The 25,887-nt window shown below is 38.8% G+C and carries 18 protein-coding genes; 16 read left to right on the top strand and 2 right to left on the bottom strand.

Annotated elements, in window-relative coordinates; translation table 11 throughout:
* The first annotated feature begins 265 nt into the window (after positions 1 to 265).
* The 6 genes from WS08_RS04300 to WS08_RS04275 all read left to right on the top strand — a co-directional run bounded on the left by WS08_RS04300 (position 266) and on the right by WS08_RS04275 (position 11,594).
* Positions 266 to 4,381: a DUF5776 domain-containing protein gene (locus WS08_RS04300; RefSeq protein ID WP_009496361.1), complete on the top strand. Its 4,116-nt coding sequence runs from the start codon at positions 266 to 268 to the stop codon at positions 4,379 to 4,381.
* A 187-nt stretch (positions 4,382 to 4,568) separates the two neighbouring features.
* Positions 4,569 to 5,744, top strand: coding sequence for a metallophosphoesterase family protein (locus WS08_RS04295; protein ID WP_009496362.1), 1,176 nt, complete (start codon positions 4,569 to 4,571; stop codon positions 5,742 to 5,744).
* Positions 5,731 to 7,716, top strand: coding sequence for an ATP-binding protein (locus WS08_RS04290; protein ID WP_009496363.1), 1,986 nt, complete (start codon positions 5,731 to 5,733; stop codon positions 7,714 to 7,716). The genes WS08_RS04295 and WS08_RS04290 overlap by 14 nt, the downstream gene beginning before the upstream one ends.
* A gap of 10 nt (positions 7,717 to 7,726) precedes the next feature.
* Positions 7,727 to 8,674 (top strand): 3'-5' exoribonuclease YhaM family protein, encoded by a 948-nt coding sequence (locus WS08_RS04285; protein WP_009496364.1) that lies wholly within the window; start codon positions 7,727 to 7,729, stop codon positions 8,672 to 8,674.
* Between the two features lie 341 nt (positions 8,675 to 9,015).
* Complete coding sequence (gntK, locus tag WS08_RS04280) at positions 9,016 to 10,557, top strand: gluconokinase (protein ID WP_009496365.1); 1,542 nt, start codon at positions 9,016 to 9,018, stop codon at positions 10,555 to 10,557.
* Positions 10,558 to 11,345: 788 nt separating this feature from the next.
* Entirely contained in the window at positions 11,346 to 11,594 is a 249-nt protein-coding gene (locus WS08_RS04275; protein ID WP_009496366.1) for a hypothetical protein, read from the top strand.
* A 181-nt stretch (positions 11,595 to 11,775) separates the two neighbouring features.
* Here the strand turns inward: WS08_RS04275 and WS08_RS04270 are convergent, their stop codons facing one another.
* Together WS08_RS04270 and WS08_RS04265 are read right to left on the bottom strand one after the other, a co-directional pair.
* Positions 11,776 to 11,982 (bottom strand): hypothetical protein, encoded by a 207-nt coding sequence (locus WS08_RS04270; RefSeq protein WP_009496367.1) that lies wholly within the window; start codon positions 11,980 to 11,982, stop codon positions 11,776 to 11,778.
* A gap of 181 nt (positions 11,983 to 12,163) precedes the next feature.
* The gene (locus WS08_RS04265) at positions 12,164 to 13,759 is read right to left on the bottom strand and encodes a hypothetical protein (protein ID WP_009496368.1); all 1,596 of its coding nucleotides are present in this window, start codon (positions 13,757 to 13,759) and stop codon (positions 12,164 to 12,166) included.
* Positions 13,760 to 13,947: 188 nt separating this feature from the next.
* Between WS08_RS04265 and cls the strand changes: the two genes are divergently transcribed.
* From cls to WS08_RS04215, 10 genes are all read left to right on the top strand, one after another.
* Positions 13,948 to 15,396: a cardiolipin synthase gene (gene cls, locus WS08_RS04260; RefSeq protein ID WP_009496369.1), complete on the top strand. Its 1,449-nt coding sequence runs from the start codon at positions 13,948 to 13,950 to the stop codon at positions 15,394 to 15,396.
* 81 nt (positions 15,397 to 15,477) lie between these two features.
* On the top strand, positions 15,478 to 16,755 hold the full coding sequence (gene yfmF, locus WS08_RS04255; protein WP_009496370.1) for an EF-P 5-aminopentanol modification-associated protein YfmF: 1,278 nt from the start codon (positions 15,478 to 15,480) through the stop codon (positions 16,753 to 16,755).
* Positions 16,733 to 18,004 (top strand): EF-P 5-aminopentanol modification-associated protein YfmH, encoded by a 1,272-nt coding sequence (yfmH, locus tag WS08_RS04250; RefSeq protein ID WP_009496371.1) that lies wholly within the window; start codon positions 16,733 to 16,735, stop codon positions 18,002 to 18,004. Before yfmF ends, yfmH begins: the two co-directional genes overlap by 23 nt.
* A gap of 70 nt (positions 18,005 to 18,074) precedes the next feature.
* Positions 18,075 to 18,977 carry a helix-turn-helix domain-containing protein gene (locus WS08_RS04245; RefSeq protein ID WP_009496372.1) on the top strand — a complete coding sequence of 301 codons (903 nt, stop codon included), beginning with the start codon at positions 18,075 to 18,077 and terminating at the stop codon, positions 18,975 to 18,977.
* A 13-nt stretch (positions 18,978 to 18,990) separates the two neighbouring features.
* Complete coding sequence (gene pgsA, locus WS08_RS04240; RefSeq protein WP_009496373.1) at positions 18,991 to 19,575, top strand: CDP-diacylglycerol--glycerol-3-phosphate 3-phosphatidyltransferase; 585 nt, start codon at positions 18,991 to 18,993, stop codon at positions 19,573 to 19,575.
* Positions 19,576 to 19,641: 66 nt separating this feature from the next.
* Complete coding sequence (locus WS08_RS04235; RefSeq protein ID WP_009496374.1) at positions 19,642 to 20,115, top strand: nicotinamide-nucleotide amidohydrolase family protein; 474 nt, start codon at positions 19,642 to 19,644, stop codon at positions 20,113 to 20,115.
* Between the two features lie 77 nt (positions 20,116 to 20,192).
* On the top strand, positions 20,193 to 21,332 hold the full coding sequence (gene recA / locus WS08_RS04230) for a recombinase RecA (RefSeq protein ID WP_009496375.1): 1,140 nt from the start codon (positions 20,193 to 20,195) through the stop codon (positions 21,330 to 21,332).
* A gap of 138 nt (positions 21,333 to 21,470) precedes the next feature.
* Positions 21,471 to 23,756, top strand: coding sequence for an RNA polymerase recycling motor HelD (gene helD, locus WS08_RS04225; protein WP_009496376.1), 2,286 nt, complete (start codon positions 21,471 to 21,473; stop codon positions 23,754 to 23,756).
* A gap of 2 nt (positions 23,757 to 23,758) precedes the next feature.
* Positions 23,759 to 24,706, top strand: a complete 948-nt coding sequence (gene coaA / locus WS08_RS04220) for a type I pantothenate kinase (RefSeq protein WP_009496377.1) — start codon at positions 23,759 to 23,761, stop codon at positions 24,704 to 24,706.
* 391 nt (positions 24,707 to 25,097) lie between these two features.
* Positions 25,098 to 25,883, top strand: a complete 786-nt coding sequence (locus WS08_RS04215; protein ID WP_009496378.1) for an aggregation-promoting factor C-terminal-like domain-containing protein — start codon at positions 25,098 to 25,100, stop codon at positions 25,881 to 25,883.
* The last annotated feature ends 4 nt before the right edge of the window (positions 25,884 to 25,887 follow it).

The raw sequence follows: 25,887 nt of genomic DNA, 5'->3' as shown, positions 1-25,887 counted from the left end.
CAGTACATATGAGATATGTACTGCTAGGCTGAAGAAACAAAATTATTAAATACTTGATGTGTATGAATTAATTTATCAATAAAATTAATAGTTTAAAACTCCCCCAGAAACGTTAGTTTCTGGGGGAGTTTTTTAATTATAAAATTCTTGCTAAAAATAATAGATATAAAAACGGTACTTAGTTATTACAAAATACTGATAAACATGGAATTGTAGAGTGATTTAGAGTATACTTTTAAAGGTATAATTTGAAAAGGAGTTGACTATGAGTAAGTTGTGGTTGTTTGGGACGTATAAATGGCAAGGGAATCCAAAGGCGTTATTTATGTACATGGAGAAATTCATGAGTGATACACATGAATTAGTTTGGATTGCGGATACTGAGGAACAAGCGAAGGACATTCAATCGCTTGGATATAGGGCAACCTATATGAATTCGGATGAATCAGATGGACTTTTTAGCAATGCTAATGTTTATGTGACAGAAAATTTTCGAATCTCATATCCGAAGAGTTTAAATTCAGAATGTATTGTTTTTAATTTATGGCATGGAGTTGGATTGAAGCATATAGAATTTGGGGTACATGAAAGTTCTGGTGTTTCTAAGGGAATTACAACAAAGCATGTAAAGAATCATAAATTATTTGCTAATAATTTAAAGTTACTTGTAACTTCAGATTTTATGGAAGAACATTTCATCGAAGATACACGTTTAAATGAAACGCAAATTATAAGAGGAGATTACCCTCGAAATCATGTTTATCGAGAATTTGGGTTATCCTCTTATCGACATGATTTAATTCTAGGGAAAGTAGCTAAACATGCAAACAATATTTTACTGTTTGCTCCAACGTGGAGAGATACTGCTGATGGAACATTCAAAAGATTGATTCCAGATGTAAACTTATTGAATTCTAAACTAGAAGAAGCTAATAATTTTCTGATTATAAAAATGCATCCGCACATGATTTCGGATGAGAGTTTTCAGTATGCATATTCGAATAAGCAACATTACAAACATATTTTGTTCTGGAACGATGAATATGATATCTATGAGATTTTAGATAAAATTGACGTTGGAATCGTTGATTATTCATCAATTTTATATGATATGTTAGCTGTAGGGGTTGATAAATTTATCAGATATATTCCAGATTACAGCGACTATACAAAAAACGCCGAATTTATTCGTGATTATAAGGAATATTCAGTAGGTACAAATGCCACTGATTTCGAATCATTACTGGATATAATTTCAAAATCACGTTTCAGTGTCGATGAAAAAAAGAACAAATTTTTAAACGCTGAGTTTTTTGATTTTTCTCAAAAGAAAGCTCTCGCCATTGACGAGTTAATTTCAAACATTGATCAATCAGTACCTAGTAATGATCCAATGCCAGAGCTGCATTCATTTGATATTTTTGATACGTTAATTCGAAGAAACACACTGACACCTAAGGCGATTTTCGCCGATGTACAACAAAAAATGATTGATAATCAAGAAATTGATTTTCCTCGCTATTTGTTGAATCATTATGCTCGTGTTCGAGTTCAAGTTGAGCGAGATTTGCGTACAGTATTTCCTAAAACAACGTTAGAACGACAAACCGATAGAACAGAAGTAATGTTCTCTGAAATTTTTGATCGATTGGCAGATAACTTCAACTTGAATACTGAACAAGTTAATTTTTTGATGGAAAGTGAAATTGCATCAGAAATTAATTCAGTGGAACCAATACAATATCGAATTGACGAGTTATTTTCTTCTAAAGAGCAAGGGAATGAAGTGATTTTAATCAGTGATATGTACCTACCATCTCACGTTATTAGACAGATGATTGTCAAAGCCGATAAAAGATTCTTAGATATTCCATTATTTGTGTCTTGTGAAGAAGGTGCTACAAAACATAGTGGACTACTGTTTGAAAAAGTGTTTTTTAAACTTGATTATCATTTTTCTAAGTGGGTGCATTATGGGGATAACAAAATTTCAGATGGGAAGATGCCTAGAAGATACGGGATTCAGACCATTAATCATGATATGGAGTCATTCATTAATCTAGAAAAATACTTAGTAAACAATTCTCCGCAAGAATACCAATATGCATTTAATCGTGTAGCTACGGCTATGCAACGATATAGAGCAAGTGTAGTAGAAAATGCAGATATGTCATTTGATGAAAAGCGCTACTATGCATTTTCATATGTTGGTACAGCGTTCGTTTCATATATTGACTGGGTAATTGAAGATGCCCTTGAACGTGGATATAGCACATTGTACTTTTTGTCTAGAGATGGGCTATTTCTTAAAGATGCAGCAGACGTGATTATTAAGAAGCGTGGCCTGAAATTAAATACAAAGTATCTGTATGGATCACGTAAAACATTCAGAGTACCTTCATTTATTGACAAAGTTGATGACGAGTCATTCTCTGAATTCGGATTGTTTTCAGACAAAATAGGTAAGTTTTCTGAGATAGTTGAAGCGAGTCAATTGTCTGAAACAGTTCTTTTGAATGCTGTTCCAAGTTTAAAGTCTTTCTATCAAAAAGACAATTTGGAACCACATGACATAAAATTAATCAGAGAAATCTTAAAATCATCTACTACGTATAATGAACTTTTGTTAGAAGAAGCCGCAGAACAAAGAAAAATTGTGACAAAATATCTGGCACAAGAAATCAACGTAGATGAATCATTTGCAATTGTAGAATTTTGGGGAAGAGGATATACCCAAGATACACTGGCAAGGTTAATCAATAATTTGTCTAATGAACAAATTGACACGCCGTTTTACTATGTTAGAAACTTTACATCAAATAAAGGAACTTCAATTCGACACAGATTCACAACGATGCCTCTAAACTTTGCATTTTTTGAGCCCATTTTTGCTCAAGTACCGTATGAGAGTATTTCTCAATATGAGTACGATGAAAACGGGCGTGTCGTTCCAGTTATTGTTGATGCACCAAACGAATTTAGTGAAGCTATACAAGATGGTGTTATTGCATTTGCGAACGCATTCAGTGATTTACATTCAATTTATCCAGTTGGATTTAATAGATACTTGGGTGAATTAACGTATGAATACCAAACGAAGGCATTCGCGGATCCATACATTGCGAACGTATTTGGGAATTTCAAGTACAGCGAAGCGATGCATGGACAAATCAATAGTTATGCACCGAAGTTATCAATGAAACAAATAACGGGTGTTACTAGAGCGGAACTAAAGAATCTAACATCAAATGTTTTCATTAGTGCTGCTAAGTCTCCGGATGACGTACGAAATAAGCTAGGTATCCTTACTAAGAAAAAATTTGCACCTATTCAACGAGAATTTGTTATTGCACCATTGACTAGTTTTACTAATTTAACATGTGAAAATCAGAAACTATTGATTTTAAAAGACCAATATATATTTGCTGATATCCATTTAAAAAATGTTTCTAAATCTACTGAAATGTTACGTAAACACGAAATTGTTGACGTATTGAGTATTGAATGGACGAATAAAGGAGTCCCAAGATTACGCCTCAAGGACGGATATATTTCGGCAAACAAAAAGTTTGTACAATTATGTGAAGATATGTCGCGTCTTAAAATTAATGGTCAACAGCCATTGTTTAGTGATGTAGAGCTAACAAATCCAGTCAATGAAGCTCAGGACGGAGACGTATTGTCGATTATAAGGCATGAATTTATTCACGGAAGTGAAGTTTTCGAAACACCAGAGGGCTTTATAAGAATTTCTAATGAAACAATAGGGCTTGATCTCGTTAAGGGTGATACTTTTGAGCGAAACGATAGCGGAGATCGACATCAAGATAACACGGAACGCGATTTTAGCGATCTTAGTGATCCTTCTAACTTGTTACATGAATTTATCAGAGTACCAATGGACACTATCATAAGTAATCGACCTGCCATTACAAGTGATTCAAAAGTTAATAAAGGATCAGTTGTATACGGGTATGTAGATGAAATTATAAATACGGATAATGGATTAATCTTTTTGAAAATTAACAAACAGTTCGTATTGTATAATGGATTCAAATTAAATCCAGTTAGATTTGATATTGAGAACTTTTTGAATCAAATTTCATCAGGATATGTTTATGCAAATCACAATTTGAATGTATATAATTCTGTTAACTTTAAATCAACAAACAAAGTGAAATACGTATTGAAAAATACTGTTTTAGAAATTGTAGGGATTGATTGGACAAAGAATGGAACGCCTAGATTGAAAGTAGCAAATGGGTATGTGACAGCGAACAAAAAGAATGTTACTGAATATATTGGAAGTGGAGTGCAGGCAAAATTTACGATTGGGCTAAGTAAGTTAGCTAATGGCTTAATTAATAAGTTTAAATCTTAATCGAGCTAACACTAAAGTTTTGTTTTAATATTGGTAATAATTTGGAGTGCCTTTGGAAACATTAGTTTCTAAAGGCGCTTTTTTTGAACTAATTTAAATAAATATCTAAAAACACTGATGTTAGGACTATCCTAATTTTTACGAATGGTAGATAATGGATGTATACATAAATATAAGGAGATGGCTCATGAAATTCATACATGCAGCAGATTTACATATCGGCGCCGCGTTTTCAGGAATTCGCCAACCTAATGGACTTGTTGCGTCAAAGCTACTTAACGCGCCTAATGCAGCATTGAATCAAATGATTCAAGATGCTTGTACACAAGAAGTGGATTTTGTTATTTTGGCCGGAGATTTATTTGCAACGCCACAACCAGATCAACAATCGTTATTACAGTTTCGCACAGCGATGATGACTTTAGCGGAAGAAAATATTCCTGTATTTGCAGGAACTGGAAATCATGACTTTGGTCTACGAGAGAAGTTACAAAGCTTAGTGCCGGATAATGTCCATTTATTTGCAGACCAGGGAGAAACGTTTCAAATCACAACACTGGAAAACAACTCAGTTGCTGTTTCTGGTTTTTCGTATAATCAACGTCATTTAAGTACATCATTAATCCCCGCATTTCCACAACGTGATTTGTCTGTCGATTATCATATTGGGGTATATCATGGGGAACAAAGCGGGACGTCTGGTCAATATGCACCATTTACGATTCCTGATATGTTAAGCAAACAGTATGATTATTGGGCATTGGGGCATATTCATCAACGTAATCTATTACATGAACGTCCATTTATTGCTTATGCAGGTAATTTACAGGGATATCATGAAAAGGAAGTGGGCGCAAAAGGATATCAATTAGTTACGGAACTAGATGGTAGTCTGACGCCACAATTTGTGGCTGTAGCACCTGTTGAATGGGTTAAAGCGGAGATTGAGGCTGATGATCCACAGATTGTTGTAGAATCGCTTAGAAAGGCGTTTATGGATGTTGAAGCGTTTCAATTGATTACGCTAAATGTCTTAACAAATGACCAAACAACGCAACAACAGATTTTGCAACACACATTTGATGTCAATTATTTCCGCCAATCAGAAGACCCATTTTGGGTTGTGGATGTTCATTTGGAAAATAGAGGTGGAAGCGACTTACCAACTGTTGATACAGAATATTGGAATCAAAGTTATGAAGCCGTATTTAATGAACAAAACTTATATGATTTAGGTTTGAAGACAATTAAAGACCCGACATTACTAGCAAAATTAACAAATTCAGCTTTTATGAATAGTGTTAGTGATAAAGCAAAGGGTATTATTCAGTCAGTAGAAGAGGTGACCAATGAAAATAACTAAGATTCATATTGATCATTTTGGATGTTGGCAAAATCAACAATTTGAGTTCACTGATGGGTTGCAAATTGTGAGTGGTTTAAATGGTACGGGAAAAACCACCTTACATGCATACATCCAAGGAATGTTATTTGGGTTTCCAAGCGCAAAGTCAGCGACAACAACTTACGAAAATCAGTCAGCGACTGCAATTTACGGTGGTCGACTTTGGTTTACACATAATGGCGTATGTTATGAATTAGCACGTCATCAACGGACTAATTCGACTGTCATTTTGAAAAATGCGGTTACGAATCAAGAATTTGCGAATCCAGAGGATATGTTAAGTCAAATGATGGCACCGTTGACGCCAGCATTGTATCAATCAATCTACCAATTCAATCAAGATGATCTATTAGAGATTTTAACGTTGAAACCAACAGAATTATTGGAACGGCTACGTGTGATTGGGATTCCAAATGCACAAGGTTGGTTACGACAGAGTGACGAATGGGTGAAAGAAGCAGAATCATCATTAGGGAAAACCGTAACCGCCAAGCGTCCGATTAATCAAAAAATTGCGCAATTAGAAGAAGCGAAAGCAACTTTGCACCGTATGGAACAAGGCTTGCCGCAGCTTGAAGAAGTTGAACAACAAATTACAAGTTTGAAGTCGGATGTACAGACACTTCAAAGTCAACAAACACAACAAGTGGTTGCTGATCAATATCAAAAGCTGCAAGAACAATTACAAGAAGTTGATAGTTGGTTGGCGGCGCAACCACCAAAGTTACGTGAGTCAGATGTGACCGATATTCAAGTTATGCAAAACACATTGGCGAGTCAGTATACGTCTGACGATGTTAGCCGTTGGTACGACATTGAACGTTTGTTGGCTCAGTTATCTGCACAACCTGTGGCGACACGACAACAGACAACGAATCGTAGCGAGCTGCCTTGGATGTATATGGTTTTGGTATTTGTAGGTGGTGTATTACTGGGCAGTTTACTAGGGAAACCTATGATTGGTGTGTTGTTAGGTATTGTCATTGCTGGTGCATTATTTTTACCCAATAAGTCAGCCGTTGAAACAACAACGACTGTATCAACACCACGCGATGCCCGCTTAATTGAGCAGTTAGAGCAACTAGGATTCATGGTTAATGATGCGACTAACATTGCGGTATCAAGACAACAAGTAGCGCAAGAAATCGGAAAGTTAACACATCAAAATGAAAGTTACCGTCAGGTAGAGCAACAATTAGCTGCTCGATATCATGAGCTGGGCATTTCTTCCGATGCAGATTTTGATGTTCGACGTGAACAGTTAGCTGAAATATCACGACAAGAGCAACGACAACAAATTTTACGCACGCAATTGGCAGATGTAACTGAACAAGAAGGCATTATGCATAGTGTGGATGATTTGGCTGATGTCTTACAACAAAAGCATGCGCAAATTGCACAATTAGAAGTCCAATTAGATCGACTAGGTAGTGATCAATCCTTGCGTCAACAACGACAAATGGTTGAGAATTGGGAAAGTGAATTAATTAATGATATGCGTGATTATTTTGCTTTGCAAATGGCTGCGCAATGGACGCGTCAGAGTTTTGATGCAGCAAACAATGATCGATGGCCTCGCTTAGAACAACAAGCAGATCGTTATTTACAGACCCTAACGAAAGGGCAATATCAACATGTGACTTGGACTGAAAAGAATTTTGAAATCACGGACTACCAGAATCAAACGTGGGATGTGCGTCGATTATCACGAGGAACCGCGCAACAATTGTATGTGGCTCTTCGTCTAGCAATGATTTCAGAATTACAAGCGCAAGTTAATATGCCGTTGTTAATTGACGATGCATTTGTGGATTTTGATGTTGAGCGTCAATCAGCTCTGTTATCATTATTAAGAACACAAAGTAGTGAGCAACAAATTTTTTACTTTACGAAAGATGCAATGACAGAACCAGACCAAGTAATCTTGTAGGAGGGACATAATGGATCAGCTAAAAGATTTTAAATTTGATGAAAAATTCGATGCATTTGTTTTGTTAAAAGAAGCGGATGTGCGAACAACGAGCCAAGGGAAGCCATATTTGGCAGTTGAAGTGGCGGACCGTTCAATGGAAGTCCGCGGTATGTTGTGGGATATTAATCCTGAGGAGACACATACTTTAACGCCCGGGATTGTAGTCCGTATTTCTGCAGTTAAGCAGATGTATCAAGAGCGTCCACAATTGAAGGTGTTAGCCATTCGTCCTGCTGCAGTAGGAGAACCACAAAATCCAGCTGACTACATGCAAGCAGCACCTGTACGGGCAGCTGAAATGGAAGAAGAAGTTTCAAAAATCTTATTCCAAATTTTGAATCCGACATGGCAAAGAGTCGTGCGCCATTTAGTAACGAAGTATCATGACGCGTTTTATCAATTTCCAGCGGCTAAATCAAATCACCACGCCTTTGCTGGTGGGTTGGCTTTCCATTCCCTTTCAATTGCACATTTAGCAGAAGCAATTGTGGCACAGTATAAAGATGTGAATGCTAGTCTATTGTATGCAGGTGCACTATTACATGATTTAGGGAAAGTGATTGAATTAAGTGGACCAGTCGCGACAAAATATACAACCGCCGGTAATTTAATCGGGCATATTACATTGATTGATGAGCAAATCGTGATTGCAAGTCAAGAATTAGGTTTGGATCTATATAGTGAAGATATGCTTGTTTTGCGTCATACGGTATTAGCACATCATGGTGTACTGGAGTATGGTTCACCAGTACGTCCGCTTGTGAAAGAAGCGAATATTTTACATCAATTAGACGAATTGGATGCTGCAATGCAGAGTTTTGATAATGCTCTGTCAGACACAGAACCAGGGACTTTTTCCGGTCGCCAATGGGCTTTGGACCAACGTAGTGTTTACCGACCAAATTTGGATAATTAAAGCTAAAAGCACCCTTTGGGTGCTTTTTTTGTGAAATTCCTATTTAATAATAAAAAAACAATGAATCGTTAAAATTTTATTATTATGAATGATAATTTAAAATTAACTTGTGAAAAACGCCTGTTTGGTGCGTTTTTCACGTATTTTAAATGTTTTAAAAGGTTTCTTGTTAACATGTTGATGCGGGAGTGGCGTTATTTTAGCGATAAAAAACGCTTTCATTGTGAAAAAATGAATTATTTCGCAAGAAGAGTCGAAAATCAAGAAGAAAGCGTTGCCAAAGAGTTTGAACTCTAATAGAATGGAGAAGAAAAGATAACGTTAACAAGAGGAGCACACTTATGGATTACTTAATTGGAGTTGATTTAGGTACAACGTCAACTAAAGCAGTTTTGTTCGATACAGCAGGGAAGGTTATTGCTACTGCAAATCATGGTTACAAGTTATATCGTGATGAACCCGATATGGCGGAAGAAGATCTAGACGAGATTTACCGTGCATTTATTGAGGCTGTCCAAGAAGTCGCAAGTAAGGCAACTGATGGTAAGGTATTGGCTGTTTCATTTAGTTCAGCTATGCATTCATTAATTGCGTTTGATGCTGATTGGAACCCATTAACACGTGTGATTACTTGGGCCGACAATCGTGCCGTTAAGTACACTGAAGAACTACGTGAAACTGGCTTGGGTCAAGAAATTTATAGTAAGACTGGAACGCCAATTCACCCAATGGCACCTTTATCAAAGGTTATTTGGTTGAAGAATGAGAAGCCAGATATCTACAATAACGCTGCCCACTACCTAGGAATTAAGGAATACTTGTTCCACCGTTTGTTTGGTGCAAACAAGATGGATATTTCTATTGCGTCTGGAACAGGACTATTCAACATTTTCGAATTGGACTGGGATGCACAAGCATTGGAAGTTACCGGACTTTCAAAGGAACAATTGCCACAACCAGTTGAACCTTATGAAATTGAACGCGGTCTATCAGATAAGATGGCTGATGTTTTGGGATTGGACAAGGATACTGCGTTTGTTTATGGAGCCGGTGACGGTCCATTATCAAACATGGGAGTTAATGCTATTCAACCAGGTGTTGCGGCTGTTACGATTGGAACATCAGGAGCCATTCGTGTTGTGACTGATGCACCAAAGATTGATCCAAAGGGACGTACATTTACGTATGCTTTGGATAAGGCTCACTGGGTTGTCGGTGGACCAGTTAACAATGGAGGAGATGTTTTCCGTTGGGCACGTGACAACATGTTCGATGCGGAAAAGTCTACTGCTGATTTAATGGGAATGAGCTCATATGACTTGATCACTGAAATTGCAAGCAAGGTACCAGCCGGTGCAGATGGTTTGCTATTCCACCCATACCTTGGTGGTGAACGTGCACCAATCTGGGACGCGAATGCGCGTGGATCATTCTTTGGTTTGACACACAATCATACTCGTGCTCACATGGTACGTGCCGTTCTTGAAGGTATTATCTTCAATATCTACATGGTTTCTTTGGCACTTGAAGAAGTTACTGGCGAATTGAAGTCAGTTCAAGCAACTGGTGGATTTGCACGTTCAGCTCTATGGCGACAAATGATGGCTGATATCTTTGAACAAACAGTAACTGTGCCAACTGCGTTTGAATCAGGTGCGTTGGCCGCAACTGTTATGGCGCAAAAGGCCCTAGGGATGGTTGATAATATTGAAGTGATTGGGACAATGGTTGGGGAATCTAAGGATTACGAACCAAAGCCTGAAAATTACGAAGTATATCGTGCCTTGGCACCGATCTTCATTCGTTTGTCACGTCATCTACAACCTGAATACAAGAACATTGCTGATTTTCAGCGCAAATATGTGAAAAACGACGATAAGTAATAATTGAACCGTTGATATGAGTGGGGAACCGCATCGTATCAACGGTTTTTTATTAGTTGCAAAGAATAAAAATCGTCTAGATTTGTGTTGTACGTTAGACAGCGTTTTTGTGTATGTAAAGTGCGGGGTTTCCTAGTATGTAAAGAATAGTTTACGTTATGTACAACATTTGGTACATCTATGTAAAGTGCTAGGTGCAGTCGTTTTCGGTGTTTTAAGGTATATTTGTATATGTAACACGTTACGAGGGATATCAGGCGAAGTTTATTTTATGAACAGTGATAACATTACTGGATTGTTTGATTCGGATATGATATTGGATTGTGTTTCATTAACAGATTCACAAATTGTGTCAGTTAATGAGGTGCCCGAAAAAATTTATTTGATTAAAACAAGTAAATGGAAGTGTACCTAATAGTGCTATACCTGTAGAGGACGAACTACCAAACTTGGGGTTTTCTTTGAAGAAGTTGGTATTTTATTATATTCAGAAAAGAAAGGAGTACTAGTTATTTAATGAACCTAAAACTAATAACTAAAAGTATTTTTCCTATCTTAGTAATCCTTAATATAGTCTTTTGGATCACAGATGGTTTTCCAATTAAGCGGATTCCGTTAATCCTACTAGGCCTTTTTGTTTTTTGGGTAAATTATGATGAGTAATGCGGTACTTATATTAAGTGTTGATTTTAATGATTATATGAAATGACACTCACACAAGCAGATTTACATGGATCTGAATTATTTATTAGGATATTCATGACACATTTGAACAGAAGGAGTTAAATATGATAGCGATTGGACCAATTCTTGGGGCGATATGTTGTATACTTGCATATCAGTTAAAGAAACATGGGATACAACTCCCCTTAGTATGGCGTGGTGTTTATTGTTTTGGTGTAGGCATTGTGGTGATTGCTATGTTTTGGACGCCCGGTCAAGGCGTGCAAAACATTGGTTTCGTACCAGCAGGTTTATTTTTCATGCTTGGATTAGTTTATGAAGTTAAAGCATGGCTAAATAAACGTAATTCATAATGAAGTGCGATTTAAATTGACTAAAAATATATAGAAAACATTAGGATAGAGGTTTCGACTTTAATGAACGAATGTGATTTAAAAGAGTCTGTTGATAATTAGACAGCCAAGTAATAGAGTTAATGTATATAAAAACCGCCCGCTATCTTTTTAGATAACGGGCGGTTTTAGCTTGAGATTATTATTGAACGAACAATGCAATAATTCCAATGATGATGAAAACAATACCAGATAGGAATTGACCGATTCCAGATGCTTGTCCACTCAATACAAGTTGGATGATGTTGTTTCGACCTTGTGTTTCATTGTCTGAAAAATCAGTCTTGATACGGTAGTATCCCCATGCCATAAACAAAATACCTAGTGCGAATGCAATTAATGTAGCCATATCTATTCTCCTCGTTTGATACGCAAATTGTTAAGCACGTATCTTAATTGATATTGAAAATATAGCATATACATAAACCATGTGCATGTTATATTTTTTTATTTTTTGTAATAAAAAACAACAAATCCGGTTAGCGTATGTCACCTAAGGATTTGTTGTTTTAGAAAAAATTTAAATGTGTTTATAATTGTGGATGTGCATTACGGGCAAATAGAACGTAATACATGTCGTTTTGATTTTCTGCCACATCAACGACATGGTAATTAGCCGCTAGTGTACTCTTTAATGAGGAATCAACAGACATAATTGCGGCATTTTGACGTGCTTCAGATGTTTTATCATCAGTTAAGGCATGTTTCACGCGAACCACAGTATAGTCAATATTACCATCAGACATCCCCGCTTTAAATGTGTCATACATGATAGGTAATTCTTTGTACGACATGTTCATCCGATGATAGTAGGGTGTCACCGGAACCGTATCTGCGGACAAAAAGAAGCCAACGTCGATACAATTTAGTGTCAATAAAGTAGGGTGTTCTTTCTCTGATTTCATTAATGCGCCAAATTGCGGTTGCGCTGTATAAGTATGGCCGCTCAGTGACTTTCCGCCATTTACGGGTACTAAATGTTTAACGGACGCATTAGAAAGAAGTGGGCCCAAGATACATAGTGACGTGATAATCACGGGAAGTGTGTATTTGATAAGAGTCTGTTGACGACTTGGTAGCCAGTCACAGATGTATACGGCTAAGCGGATGAATCCGAGTGCCAAAAATGGTAACCACACCAATGGATAATAGACAAAAACAACTTTTTGTAAGGCAACAAAAACGATGCTACCAAAAGCTAAGATGATTTCAATCGTCACGGTATGCCCTTTGCGAATGGCAAGTATCCAGCCAAGTGCTGTGATAGTCCAACCAAAGATGTAGCTGTAGATTTGCTTGAAAATCAGATCGAATAGTTGACTTAATTGATCAATCACGCCCATGTGTTGGACGTGATATGACGTTAAATTCTGAACGAAATAAATGTTGAATAGGGCATCTAAGTGACCAACAGATGCATAGTAAATCAAAATAGGTAATGCTGCGACAAAAAATCCCAATAGTGACAGCGTCACAACACGGATAAAGTGGAGCCATCGGCCTTTGAATAGTAGATAGAAACCACAAAGTAGGAAGAAAATGGCAAAAGTCCCGACGAGCGAATACTTATTCCAGAAAATGAATCCTAGATTTAAGCCTAGCCAAAAATAAGTTGGGAGCGACATGTTGGAAAAGCGTCCGTCATTTTCAACCAACAGAACAAGTAAATATAAGACAGACGTAAAGGCAAATTCTTCAGGAGAACCACCGAAGCGAAAAGCACTAGTGCCCAGTAATGTTAACGGGGCAATTAAAGCCAACCATGGCACAAGTGCTGTTTGCTTCGTTAGAGCATGCGTTAGTCGTGTCCCAAAATAGTAGATCAGGGTGATGTTTATTACTTCGATCACAAAGACCCCTAGAAAAGATGTTGTACTAATTCCAGCACCAAGTGCATATAAAAAATAAATGAATGGTCCGCGTTGTTCGACAATATCAACAAAAGGAATCAAACCTTGTTGGATACTACGCCCCATAGTTAACATGGCATTACTATCATCCCAAGGGTTTGTCAGATAAAGCGGTGATGAACCCATGTATAGGGTTGCGACAATCAATAGTATTAAAAAGGGAAAAAGATACGGACTGATACGCGACAAAAGGTCACGTAGCGAAAAATTAAACATGTTATTTTCTCCTGAATATGTAGGATGCTGTGCTAATTCATTGATAACTTGCTTATTATGGCACTGGCAAACAATCCGGTCAATCTTTCGGTAAATGATATCCTCAGAGAAGTTTCCGGGGAATACGCCCTTTTAATTAGTAATAAATGATAAGATACATATAAACACAATAAATGGGTGGGAAATAAATGTCAGCGTATATTATTTGGTTCATTGTAGCGGTTTTCGTATTGAATACAGCCGCTGCGATGGTCACAGTTTTTAGTGGAAAAAGAGATATTGCATCAATCTGGGCCTGGCTTTTGGTGCTCTTGCTATTTCCTATTGTTGGTTTTTTAATTTATGGATTTTTGGGTCGTAAAATTTCAAGTCGTAAGTCTGACGATTTGCGAACACAAGAAGATCTTGGAATGGATCAGATTGTTGAAAACCAACGTCACTACCTACAAGCAGCGAATGCTGATGAATTAAGAGATATTGCAGAACAAGATGCATTCATTAATTTGTTTTTGAACAATGATGCAGCGGTGTTGACGCGAAAAAATGAAGTGGATTTATTTACAGATGGAAATGATTTGTTTCCGGCGATTTTTGCTGATATTGAAAATGCAAAACATCATGTTCATTTAGAATTTTTTAGTATTGCAAATGATCGTTTAGGAAATCAATTAGTGGATTTGTTAACTAAGAAAGCCAAAGAAGGGTTACATGTACGTGTGATTTTTGATCAATGGGGATCACATGGTTATCACCGTAAAATGTACAAGCGCTTGGTTGACGCTGGTGGGCACGTTGAAGCCTTTATGCAACCACGCTATTTTCCGATTACATTTCGTGCCAATTTCCGAAATCACCGTAAGATGATTATTGTCGATGGGGAGATTGGTTACATTGGTGGTTTTAATGTAGGGGATGAATACATTGGGCGCTCAAAAAAGTTTGGTCATTGGCGGGATACGCATAGCCGTATCCAAGGGGACGCGGTTCTTGCGATGCAAAGTCGGTTCTTTATGGATTGGAATGCCACAACACGTTCTAGCAAGCTAACGTTCTCTGAACGTTACTTCCCAGAAGCAGGGGTACAAGGAAAAACAGCAATTCAAATTGTTAGTTCTGGACCTGATCAAGATATTCAACAAATCAAGCAAGGATATATGCGTGCGATGGCCGGTGCCAAACGTTCAATTACGATTCAAACACCGTACTTCATTCCTGATCAAGGTGTGTTAGACTTATTGCAGATTGTGGCAATGTCTGGTGTCCGTGTTCGTTTGATGATTCCAAATAAGCCAGATCATCCTTTTGTCTATCGTGCAACGCAATATTATGCACGTGAAATGCTGGAAGCTGGGGCTGAAGTGTATACCTATGAAAATGGCTTCTTACATGCTAAAGTTGTGACCGTGGATGGTGTGGTATCATCAGTAGGTTCAGCAAATATGGATATGCGTTCATTTAGTTTGAATTTTGAAGCGAATGCTTTCATGTATAATGAAAAAATTGCGGAACAATTAGAAGCAATTTTTGAAGCTGACTTAGTACATGCCAAGCCATTAACAGAAGAAGATTTCTTAGCACAATCAAAATGGATGAGCTTTAAACAAACGTTTTCACGTTTATTGTCACCTATCCTATAAATTAAAAAACATAAATATTAAACACTGAAGGCGCGGTAACGTGCTTTTTTGTTTGAAGAAAAATAAAAAGGAGTGCTAACTGTGGTTAAAACAATTTCATTAGCTCAAGATGTGTATTTACATATCATCCCCACGACACAATTTGCTACCACGCGTATTGAAGTGAATTTTTCAGAACCGTTAAATCAAGAACGTATGGGTGATCGTATTCTGATCGCGAATATGTTAGAAAACAGCGCGAAAAAATATCCTAGCCAAACTGACTTAGCACGTAAGTTAAGTGAAATGTATGGGGCAGCTTTTGGCGTGGAGACCGTTAAAAATGGTCAGGTACATACGCTACGTGTTCGCTTGAATCTGGTTCATGACGTGTTCACAGAACCACAAAAGACATTGTTGCCGGAAGGGTTCGCCTTTTTAGCAGATATGTTGAACGAACCATTAGGTACTGATGCAGAAGGATTCGATCAGACAATCTTTAATCGTCAACAAGATAATATCTTGGATGAATTGGCAGGGCTAGAAGATGATCGTCCCTACGTTGCTCGTCGCAATGCCCTTGACATGTACTATGATGACCAAGCTATGGCATTACCGGCCTATGGCTCATCTGAATTAGTTGAAAGTAGTACAGGATTACGTGCATGGCAAACATGGGCGGATAGCTTGGCGCATAATCGCGTGGATATTATTGTCTTAGGTGATGTACAAGAAGAAGATTTAAAGCAAGCATGTGATTTGCTTGGATTAACTGACCGTGATTGTGCTGTATCACCTTATTATGAACAAGCTACGCCAGAAAATGCGAAAACAGCAATGGTCACAACGGATGCTAATCAAACACAAATTGTCCAAATTTATCAATTAAATGTCTCTGATGAAGAACGTTTTTCAGCATACGCTTTTGATGACATTTTTGGTGGCGTGGCAGTATCACGCCTATTTAATCAGGTCCGCGAAGTCCAAGGCTTGGCCTATACAGTGTCATCAGACTTCAATTACTACAATCGTACAGTGACCGTTACCGCTGGAGTTGATCAACATCGTCTTGCGGAAGCAAAAGATGCGATTATGGCAGAATTGACCCGTTTGCAAGAAGAATTAGTGTCAGAAGATGAATTAGCAACGATTAAAAAATTGATGCTGACAAGTTATTTGACAGGGTTAGATAGTCAGAGTCAATTGACTGATCGTGCATTCGATCAAACATTATCAAATCGTCATTTAACACAAGTAGAATGGCGAGAAAAATTGGACCGCGTTACCGTAGAAGATGTGCGTCAGGCAGCACGTAAAATGACACTAGCCGTAGATTACACAGCGATTGGAGCCTCACATGAATCCAGTGAAGAAATTTAGTCCAGAAGAAATTGTATACACACTCCCTAATGGCTTGCGTGTGCATTTAGAACCACGTCAGAACTATCATCAAATGGCTGCGATGATTACGGTAGATTTTGGGGCACGTGACCGTGATTTTACGTGGGAAAATGAAGACATACATCAACCTGCTGGTATCGCTCATTTTTTGGAACATCGTATCTTTAAACAAGCCGATCATGATGCATTTACTAAGTTGAGTGCGTTAGGAGCGGATACGAATGCTTTTACGAGTCAAGCGCGCACAACTTACTACTTTAATAGTTTGGCGAACAATCAAGACGCTTTGACAGAATTATTAACATTTACACAAGAAGTGTTTTTAACAGAAGAAGATGTGGCACGTGAAGCACAGATTATCATGCAAGAAGCTGATCAATATGCAGATGATCCAGACGGGCAATTATACCGAGGGTTAATGGCCCAATTGTATCCGCAAGATGCGTTAGCTGATGAGATTGTGGGGGATCATGACTCGTTGACGGCAATCACAGTACAAGATTTAGAGTTAGCTTTTAACGCATTTTATCAACCAGAAAATATGGATATTTACATTGCTGGCGCGTTTGATGTGGCACAAACGAAAGCAACCATTGCGGCATCATTAGCTGGACAACGACCAAAGCAAAAGCAAGCGACGCGCTTGCCAATTAGTTATCGCCCTAGTGACGAACGTCCATTATTAATTGACATTCCAACGAACAGAAATAAGGTTGCGTTAGGAATGCGGTGGGATAATGGTGGTAACCTTGCAACAGGTAAGGACGCATTGCGTGAAATTTTGGCTGTTAGTTTAGCGCTAGACCTCGTATTTGGTGAATTTTCACCAACATACATGGATTGGTATAACGACGGACTGATTGATGATAATTTTGCCGTCGATATGGAATGGGAACGTGGTTTTGCCTTTATTAGTGTTGTGGGTGACACTGGGGATGTGCCTGAGTTTGTGACGCAAATTAAATCTGTGTTAGGTAACTTGCCAGAACAATTTGCGGCACTAACAGATGCGTTTCAGTATGCAAAAATGGATGCATTGAGTCGTGCGATTCAACGATTGAACTTTTTAGAGGGAGTTGTTACTCATTTTGAAGGACAAACTTTCGCTGAAAGTACGATTGCCGATGACATCCAAATTTTACGTGAATTGACGATTTCAGACGTGGCGGAAATCCTTGAAAAAGGGCCTCAAAACACGATGGTTGAAATCATTGCACATGCAAATTGAGAATTGAAAAATAGCATAAAAAATGCTATGATTGGCAAATAACTATAAATTGGCGAGTAGGGTGAATGTGATGAACGAAGAACGCAATAAGCAAATTGGGCAAGACCTTCAAAAGGTCCGTCTTGATAAGGGAATGTCATTAGACGAAATTCAACAAAAGACAAGAATTCAAACACGGTATTTGCAAGCAATTGAAAATGGGCAATTCGAACAATTACCAGGTACATTTTACGAACGTGCGTTTGTACGTCAATTTGCAAATGCGCTTGATCTAGATGTTGATGCATTTGTTGCTGAACATGATTTGGTAGCTGCAACGCCATCAGAAACAGAAGCAACACTAGCCGGTGCTCGCGTTGATAAGGATCATGTGACACGTGCAGGTATGCACCATGCTGAAGAAGGTGCCGCTGAAAAGACACGTCGTGTTATGCCAAAGGTTTTGATTGGTATTGCGATTGTGACAATCCTGGGTGTTATCTGGGCATTAGTTGTTGCTTTTACAGGATCAACAAACACGCCAGACAAGAAGGCTGTTTCAGTGACAACATCATCTGTTTCTAAGCCAGCTGAAAGCTCAAGCGAATCAGCTAAGAGCGAAAGCAAGAAGGAATCTTCTGCATCATCTTCAAGCAAGAAGGAAGAATCAGTAAAGCTAGGAACACCAATCGTTGATGCAGCTGGAGTTACTTATAACGACGTACAAGTACCTAAGGACAAGCCTTCAACATTGAAGGTGGAAGCAAAGGGTGATGTATGGCTACAAGTAACAGGCACTGATGGAACTGTTTTGATGAACGATACATTGAAGAGTGGTACATCACAATCTTTGGAAATTCCAACGACTATGACTGGTGTTACAATGCAAATTGGAAATGCCACAATGTTGACAACGAAGTTGGATGGAACTGATTTGCCATTGAAGAACGGAAATGTAATGGTTTGGCGTTCTGCATTGAACTTTAAGCGTTAAAAAGAGGTTTAAGATGAATTTACCAAATAAATTAACTGTTTTCCGAATTGTGCTAATCCCAGTATTCATGCTGTTGTTGACGTTGCCATTGGATTGGGGAATGGTCACAATCTTGGGTGCTACAATGCCCGTTGTACACTTGGTTGCGGCGATTGTCTTTATCATTGCATCATTAACAGATTTTCTGGATGGGCAAATTGCACGTCGTGAAAACCTCGTCACAAATTTTGGGAAATTCGCGGACCCACTTGCAGACAAGTTGTTGGTGATGACTGCTTTGATTTTCTTCGTACAATTTGATTGGGTTGCGGCATGGGTCGTGTCAATTATTGTGATTCGAGAATTGGCGATTACTGGATTACGTACATTGATTGTTGAAAACAATGGACAAGTCCTAGCAGCTGCAATGCCAGGTAAGATTAAGACGACATCACAAATGATTGCGATTATCTTCTTCTTGTTGCATAACATTGGATTTGCATTGATTGGTTTGCCATTTGCACAAATCATGATGTGGATCGCATTGATTGCAACAATTTACTCAGGAATTGATTACTTTTACCAAAACCGTCGCGTGTTTAGTGACGGATTTAAATAACCAAATGAGCAAGCAGGTGTCGATGACATCGGCTTGCTTTTTTATTTGAAAAAGGTGGATAAACAAATGACGTTAATAGAGACATTGGGTGACACGTTAATTACCAAAGACCTATCTATTACAGCCGCCGAATCGTTGACGGCGGGGATGTTTTTAAGCGAACTAGGTAACGTCCCAGGAATTTCAGCAGTCTTGCCGGGTGGTTTTGTGACCTATTCAGCCGAAACAAAAGCAAGTATGGTTGATGTATCAATGGATTTAATTACAAGCAAAGGTGTTGTCTCGCATGAAGTTGCACAAGCAATGGCAGCGGGTGCCCAAAATAAATTAAACACAGATGTGGCAGTTAGTTTTACAGGTGTTGCTGGTCCAGGTCCATCTGAAGGACACGCTGCCGGAACAGTATTTATCGGATTAGCGTTGAATGGGCAAGTCACGAGTCGTGAATATGCGTTTCAAGGTGATCGTCTAGAAGTGAGAACGACAGCGGTTAATGCAGCTGTAGAATGGCTCTTAGACGTATTGGAAAATAATGACTAAAAAGGTTGCGCTAGATTTGGCGTTAGGTGTATACTTAAATAAATTAAGTTAAAGTTAATAAGACGAGGTGAGTCGTAATGGCATCAGGGAAGAATATTAATCCAAATAAAAAGATTGAAGGACGTATCGAAGACAAAGCGGCTCGTGAAAAGGCTTTGAATGATGCGCTAAAGAAGATTGAAAAGTCTTTTGGTAAGGGATCTGTTATGAAGATGGGAGACAGTAAGTTTACCCATGTTGAATCTACATCAACAGGTTCATTGAAGTTGGATATCGCATTGGGAATTGGTGGATATCCTAAGGGACGTATCATTGAAATTTACGGTCCTGAATCATCAGGTAAGACAACATTGGCTTTGCACGCTGTTGCGGAAGCACAAAAGAACGGTGGAATCGTTGCATATATTGACGCGGAAAACGCGATTGATGTTGCCTATGCTCGTGCCTTAGGTGTTAACGTTGATGAACTATTGTTGTCACAACCAGACACTGGGGAACAAGGATTGGCGATTGCTGATGAATTGATTTCTTCTGGAGCAATTGACATGGTTGTTGTGGACTCTGTTGCGGCTTTGACACCAAAGGCGGAAATCGATGGAGAAATCGGAGATTCTTCTGTTGGATTGCAAGCACGTATGATGTCACAAGCGCTTCGTAAGATGTCTGGTGGTATTTTGCGTACCGGGACAACGGCAATCTTTATTAACCAATTGCGTGAAAAGATTGGTGTGATGTTTGGTAACCCTGAAACAACACCAGGTGGACGTGCGTTGAAGTTCTATTCATCAGTTCGTTTGGATGTTCGTCGTCGTGGAAGCATTGAACCAACTAAGGCTGACGGGGATGATGTGAAGTCAGTTGGTAACTTGACAAAGATTAAGGTTGCTAAGAACAAGGTGGCTGCACCGTTCCGTGAAATCGAAATTGAAATCATGTTTGGTAAGGGTATTTCTAAGACAGGTGAAATGATTGATTTGGCTGTTGATAAGGATATTGTTAACAAATCTGGATCATGGTTTGCCTATGAAGGTAACAAGATTGGTCAAGGAAAAGTGAATGCAATTCGTTGGCTAGAAGATCCTGAACAAAAAGAAACATATGATGAAATTTACAACCGTGTTCGTGATGCCTACTTGGGTAACAAGGACGGGGCTGAAGAAGAAGTTGTCGAACAAAATGAAGAAATTGATTTGATTGACATTGATAGTGCTGAATAGAAGTTAGATAGAGAGTGTTCGATGATATCATCGGACACTTTTTTGTTGCCTTTATGACACGTTACAAACATGGAATTTAGACGATAATTGTAGTAAGATTAAATAACTAATTTTTTAAAGAAACCGGGGAGGCTCCCAATGAGTGAAGGCTATCAAATGGAACAACAACGCCTAGATATGGTGTTGGATAAGATTAAAGATGAACAAGTACAAAATCGCTTAGACCAACAATACGCCTCAGATCAACATGATCAAGTTGAAGCAGGTTGGAAAGATGTTCGTTTTAAGACAGAAAACTATGGTAGTTTGTTTGAAACTGCAACATCAGTTCGTCAACAACAACAAATGTTGGAGCAACGAGAAGCAGCAATGAACTCTGCCGATCGTCGTGCGGAAATTCTAGATCGTTTGGTTGAACGCCCTTACTTTGCACGTATTGATGTGCAAGAGAAGGGAGCTGAAACAACAGAACCTATTTATATTGGATTGGCGTCATTTTCTGATGGACCAGACAATTTCTTGGTCTATGACTGGCGTGCACCAATTTCATCAATTTACTATGATGATGGTGTCGGAGAAGTCACATATACAACACCAGATGGACAACAAGAAGCAACGGTCCATTTGAAGCGTCAATTCCAAATTGAAGATGGCACAATTGTGACGATCTTCGATACAGATGAAGCGGTTGGTGACCAAATGTTGTTGGCTGCGTTGTCTGGTGATTCAACGACTAAGATGCAATCTATCGTGACAACAATCCAACAAGAACAAAACAAGATTATTCGTAACACTGCGGATGATCTATTGTTCGTGCAAGGAGCAGCTGGATCAGGAAAGACATCTGCTGTGCTGCAACGTGTGGCATATTTGCTATATCGTTACCGTGGACAACTGACTTCTGGACAAGTTGTGATGTTCTCACCAAATCAATTGTTTAACGACTATATTGACCAAGTTTTGCCAGAATTGGGTGAACAAAACATGGTGCAATTAACGTATTACCAATACGCATCTCGTCGTTTGCCACGTTTTGAATTAGAAACATTGCAAGAACGTTTTGAGGAAGACTTAACACCAGCGCAAAAGCGCGTTAACGACTTCAAGGGGACACGTGATTACTTTGACGTAATGACACGCTATGCCCAAGGTTTGAACCAAGCTGATATTCAAGTACGTCCAATCAAGTTCAAAGGTAAGGAACTGATTTCTAAAGAACGCATTTTGAGCATTTTCTACAGCTTTAACGAAAATTACCATCTAGGTAATCGTCTACAAGCAACGAAGGAAAAGTTGTTGGCTATCTTACAAGGTCATGTTGGGACAGAAATGAAGGCCGATTGGGTCGAACAAATTATTCAATCACTTTCTAAGGAAGAATATGACTCAATGTTGGGTGATGAAGCCAAAGAATTTGATTCAGAAGAAGCTGAAACAAAGTACTTGGCAAAGATTATCGTGTCAAATGAACTTGCGCCATTGGCCAAGGGGATTAACCGTAATCGTTTCATTAATATCAACAAGCAATTCGTACACTTCCTACAAGCTGTACCAACGATGATTGATTTGGCACAACATGATATTACAGCCCAAGACTGGTTAGCAGGCATTCAAGAAACCGTTACAGAAATGAAGTCAAGTCACTTGTTGTTGGCGGATATGACACCATTTATGTACCTATTTGACTTGATTAAGGGTAGTCATGGTGAACGTGATATTCGCTTCGTCTTCATTGATGAAATTCAAGACTATACACCATTCCAATTGGCGTTCTTGAAGTACAGCTTCCCTAAGGCTCGCTTTACAATGTTAGGTGACTTGAATCAAGCCATCTTTACTAAGGAAAATGCGGTAAGCTTACGTGCTGATTTGGCAACGTTATTCAATCCTGAAAAGTCAGCGTATATTCAATTGACAGACACGTACCGTTCAACACAACCAATTACCGATTTTGCTAAGGAAATCTTGATTGATGGGGCGCAAATTAATGCCTTTGCCCGTGAAGGTGAATTACCACGTGTTGTTGTCGCACCAACAGTAGCTGCGATGACCGCTGATGCGATTGAACAAGTTAAGCGTAATGTCGCAGATGAAGAAACAACGGCTATCATTACAAAGAACTTGGCTGAAGCTGAAGAAGTGTATGCTGCTTTGCGCGACGAAGTAGACGTGACAATTATTCGTACGGAAAACCAACGTTTGGTACCAGGGACAATTATTGTGCCGGCGTACTTGGCTAAGGGACTTGAATTTGACGCAGTTATTATGTGGGATGCATCTGATAAGGTGTACACGCAAGATGATGAACGTCAATTAGTGTATACAATTGCTTCTCGTGCGATGCATCGTTTGACTGTGCTAGCACTAGAAAACTTAACACCATTATTGGATCGTGTTGATCCAGCCTTATATACTCGAGGATAATCATGACTGATGTGAAGTTGTTGAACTATGTGGCGTACCCTAAGGAACAATGGCGTCATATTGGACCAGGGAGCCAAGCTGAATTACCTAGTACCGTTGATACGGCATTCTTAACACGTATCAAGGCGTTTAACGACCAAATCTCTTTAGATGATGTACATGACGTTTATTTACCACTTGTACGCTACGTACAATTCATGTACAAAGAATATCAAGCGCATCGCGCGCATCAGACAACCTTTTTACATGAACAAAGCTATGATATTCCGTTTGTTGTAGGTATTGCTGGTTCGGTAGCAGTGGGGAAAACAACCACAGCTCGACTATTAACGTATTTACTTCAAGAAGCGATGGGGCATGATGAAGTCGCATTGATGACAACTGATGGATTTTTGAAGCCAAATAGCCAATTACTTGCAGAAGGTATTATGGAACGTAAAGGGTTCCCTGAGTCGTATGATATGCAGGCGTTGTTGAATTTTATGGATGAAGTAAAGAGTGGTGCCGACCAACTACAATCCCCAAAATACTCGCATGATATATCAGATGTGATGCCTAATACATTTGATGAATTTGCAAAACCTTCTATATTAATAGTAGAAGGAATTAATACCTTACAACCGAATGCTGACTCAGCAGTGTATCTTTCAGACTTTTTTGATTTTTCTATCTATATAGATGCAGAGACGGATTTGATTGCACATTGGTATCTAGATCGCTATGAAGCGCTGCTAGAACAAAGTGATGTTGCTAATGATCCGGATAATTATTTCTATGAATTAGCGCAATTGCCACGTGCGGATGCATTGAAATACGCCGAGTCAGTGTGGGAAAGTGTCAATTTACCTAATCTTACGCAGTACATTTTACCGACACGTGAACGCGCAGACTTAATTCTGCGTAAGACCGTTGGTCATGGCTTCTCTGAAATTTGGTTACGAAAACACTAAAAACGAAACCAAATAACGTTACAGGAATGTTACAAAACTTTGGATAACGGACACGATATTTAGTTAAATCAAAAAATTACACAAAATTACACAAATTATCATAATTGCTTAACCAGTAAAGTAAAAGGTTTTTAAAGTGATTAGAGTCGGTTTTATTGTCAAATAACCCCCTTATGTTACAAGAGTGTTACGTAAAACGACGCTAAAAAGACATTAAAAAGACTGATTGACATTTTTTTGAAATATATAGCCTAGCTAGATTGTTAAACTAGTTCTTGTGGTTGCGACTGGTAATCACGACTAGCAATTTTGTGAATCACACAAGTTGCTTTAACTTTTAGCATTTGATCGTCATGTTCGCATGACCAAATCAATGGAGGATTTTAAAGAAATGAAGACATCTAAAGAAGTTGCCTTAACGGTGGCTGGTATCGTTGCATTGCTAACTACCGGCCAAACTATGGTTCACGCCGCATCAAACGTTGCGAACGCTAACCAAGCAGATTCACAACTAACAATGTCAGTTAACGACATGGTTGTTGCATCTGTCCAAAACGAAGAAATTAAGTTTGCGGATCAAAACATCCGTGTATCATCAAACACATCAGTATCATCAGACAAGATTGCAGATGCAACAAAGTCAGGTGCTGATAAGGCTGCTGAAAAGGCATCTAAGCTAGCTAAGGAAACTGCTGCTAAGGAAGATGCTGCAGAAGCCAAGGAAAAGGAAGAAAAGGCTGAAGCAGAAGCTAAGGCTAAGGAAGAAGCAAAGCAAGCTGAAAAGGCTCTAGCTGCTGCCGAAAAGGCTGCTGCTGAACAAGCCAAGGAAGCAGAAACTGTTGCTGAAGTAACAACTGTTTCTGTTGAAGCTGCACCAGCTCAAAAGCAAGCATCTGCACCTAAGGCCTCTGCGCCTGCTGGTTCAGGATCAGTTTACGATCAATTTATTGCTGCTGGTGGAACACCTGAAATGTGGCAAACTATTGTTGTCCCTGAATCAGGTGGTAACCCTAACGCAGTTTCATCTGCTGGATACCGTGGACTTGGTCAAACCAAGGAAGGTTGGGGTTCAGGTTCAGTTGCTGCACAAACACAAGGTATGCTTGGATACGCATCTTCACGTTATGGATCAGTTGACGGAGCGCTTAAGTTCCGTAACGCCAACGGTTGGTGGTAATCCA

The sequence above is a fragment of the Weissella tructae genome (assembly GCF_000732905.1).
Taxonomy (GTDB): domain Bacteria; phylum Bacillota; class Bacilli; order Lactobacillales; family Lactobacillaceae; genus Weissella; species Weissella tructae.
The sequence above is the reverse complement of the archived record's forward strand: the minus strand, read 5'-3'. Positions and strand labels throughout refer to the sequence as shown.

What these genes read in the sequence shown, in the direction of transcription:
- WS08_RS04300 (WP_009496361.1), top strand. Translation starts at nt 266, where the DNA reads ATGAGTAAGTTGTGGTTGTTTGGGACGTATAAATGGCAAGGGAATCCA.
- WS08_RS04295 (WP_009496362.1), top strand. Translation starts at nt 4,569, where the DNA reads ATGAAATTCATACATGCAGCAGATTTACATATCGGCGCCGCGTTTTCA.
- WS08_RS04290 (WP_009496363.1), top strand. Translation starts at nt 5,731, where the DNA reads ATGAAAATAACTAAGATTCATATTGATCATTTTGGATGTTGGCAAAAT.
- WS08_RS04285 (WP_009496364.1), top strand. Translation starts at nt 7,727, where the DNA reads ATGGATCAGCTAAAAGATTTTAAATTTGATGAAAAATTCGATGCATTT.
- gntK (WP_009496365.1), top strand. Translation starts at nt 9,016, where the DNA reads ATGGATTACTTAATTGGAGTTGATTTAGGTACAACGTCAACTAAAGCA.
- WS08_RS04275 (WP_009496366.1), top strand. Translation starts at nt 11,346, where the DNA reads ATGATAGCGATTGGACCAATTCTTGGGGCGATATGTTGTATACTTGCA.
- WS08_RS04270 (WP_009496367.1), bottom strand. Translation starts at nt 11,982, where the DNA reads ATGGCTACATTAATTGCATTCGCACTAGGTATTTTGTTTATGGCATGG.
- WS08_RS04265 (WP_009496368.1), bottom strand. Translation starts at nt 13,759, where the DNA reads ATGTTTAATTTTTCGCTACGTGACCTTTTGTCGCGTATCAGTCCGTAT.
- cls (WP_009496369.1), top strand. Translation starts at nt 13,948, where the DNA reads ATGTCAGCGTATATTATTTGGTTCATTGTAGCGGTTTTCGTATTGAAT.
- yfmH (WP_009496371.1), top strand. Translation starts at nt 16,733, where the DNA reads ATGAATCCAGTGAAGAAATTTAGTCCAGAAGAAATTGTATACACACTC.
- WS08_RS04245 (WP_009496372.1), top strand. Translation starts at nt 18,075, where the DNA reads ATGAACGAAGAACGCAATAAGCAAATTGGGCAAGACCTTCAAAAGGTC.
- pgsA (WP_009496373.1), top strand. Translation starts at nt 18,991, where the DNA reads ATGAATTTACCAAATAAATTAACTGTTTTCCGAATTGTGCTAATCCCA.
- WS08_RS04235 (WP_009496374.1), top strand. Translation starts at nt 19,642, where the DNA reads ATGACGTTAATAGAGACATTGGGTGACACGTTAATTACCAAAGACCTA.
- recA (WP_009496375.1), top strand. Translation starts at nt 20,193, where the DNA reads ATGGCATCAGGGAAGAATATTAATCCAAATAAAAAGATTGAAGGACGT.
- helD (WP_009496376.1), top strand. Translation starts at nt 21,471, where the DNA reads ATGAGTGAAGGCTATCAAATGGAACAACAACGCCTAGATATGGTGTTG.
- coaA (WP_009496377.1), top strand. Translation starts at nt 23,759, where the DNA reads ATGACTGATGTGAAGTTGTTGAACTATGTGGCGTACCCTAAGGAACAA.
- WS08_RS04215 (WP_009496378.1), top strand. Translation starts at nt 25,098, where the DNA reads ATGAAGACATCTAAAGAAGTTGCCTTAACGGTGGCTGGTATCGTTGCA.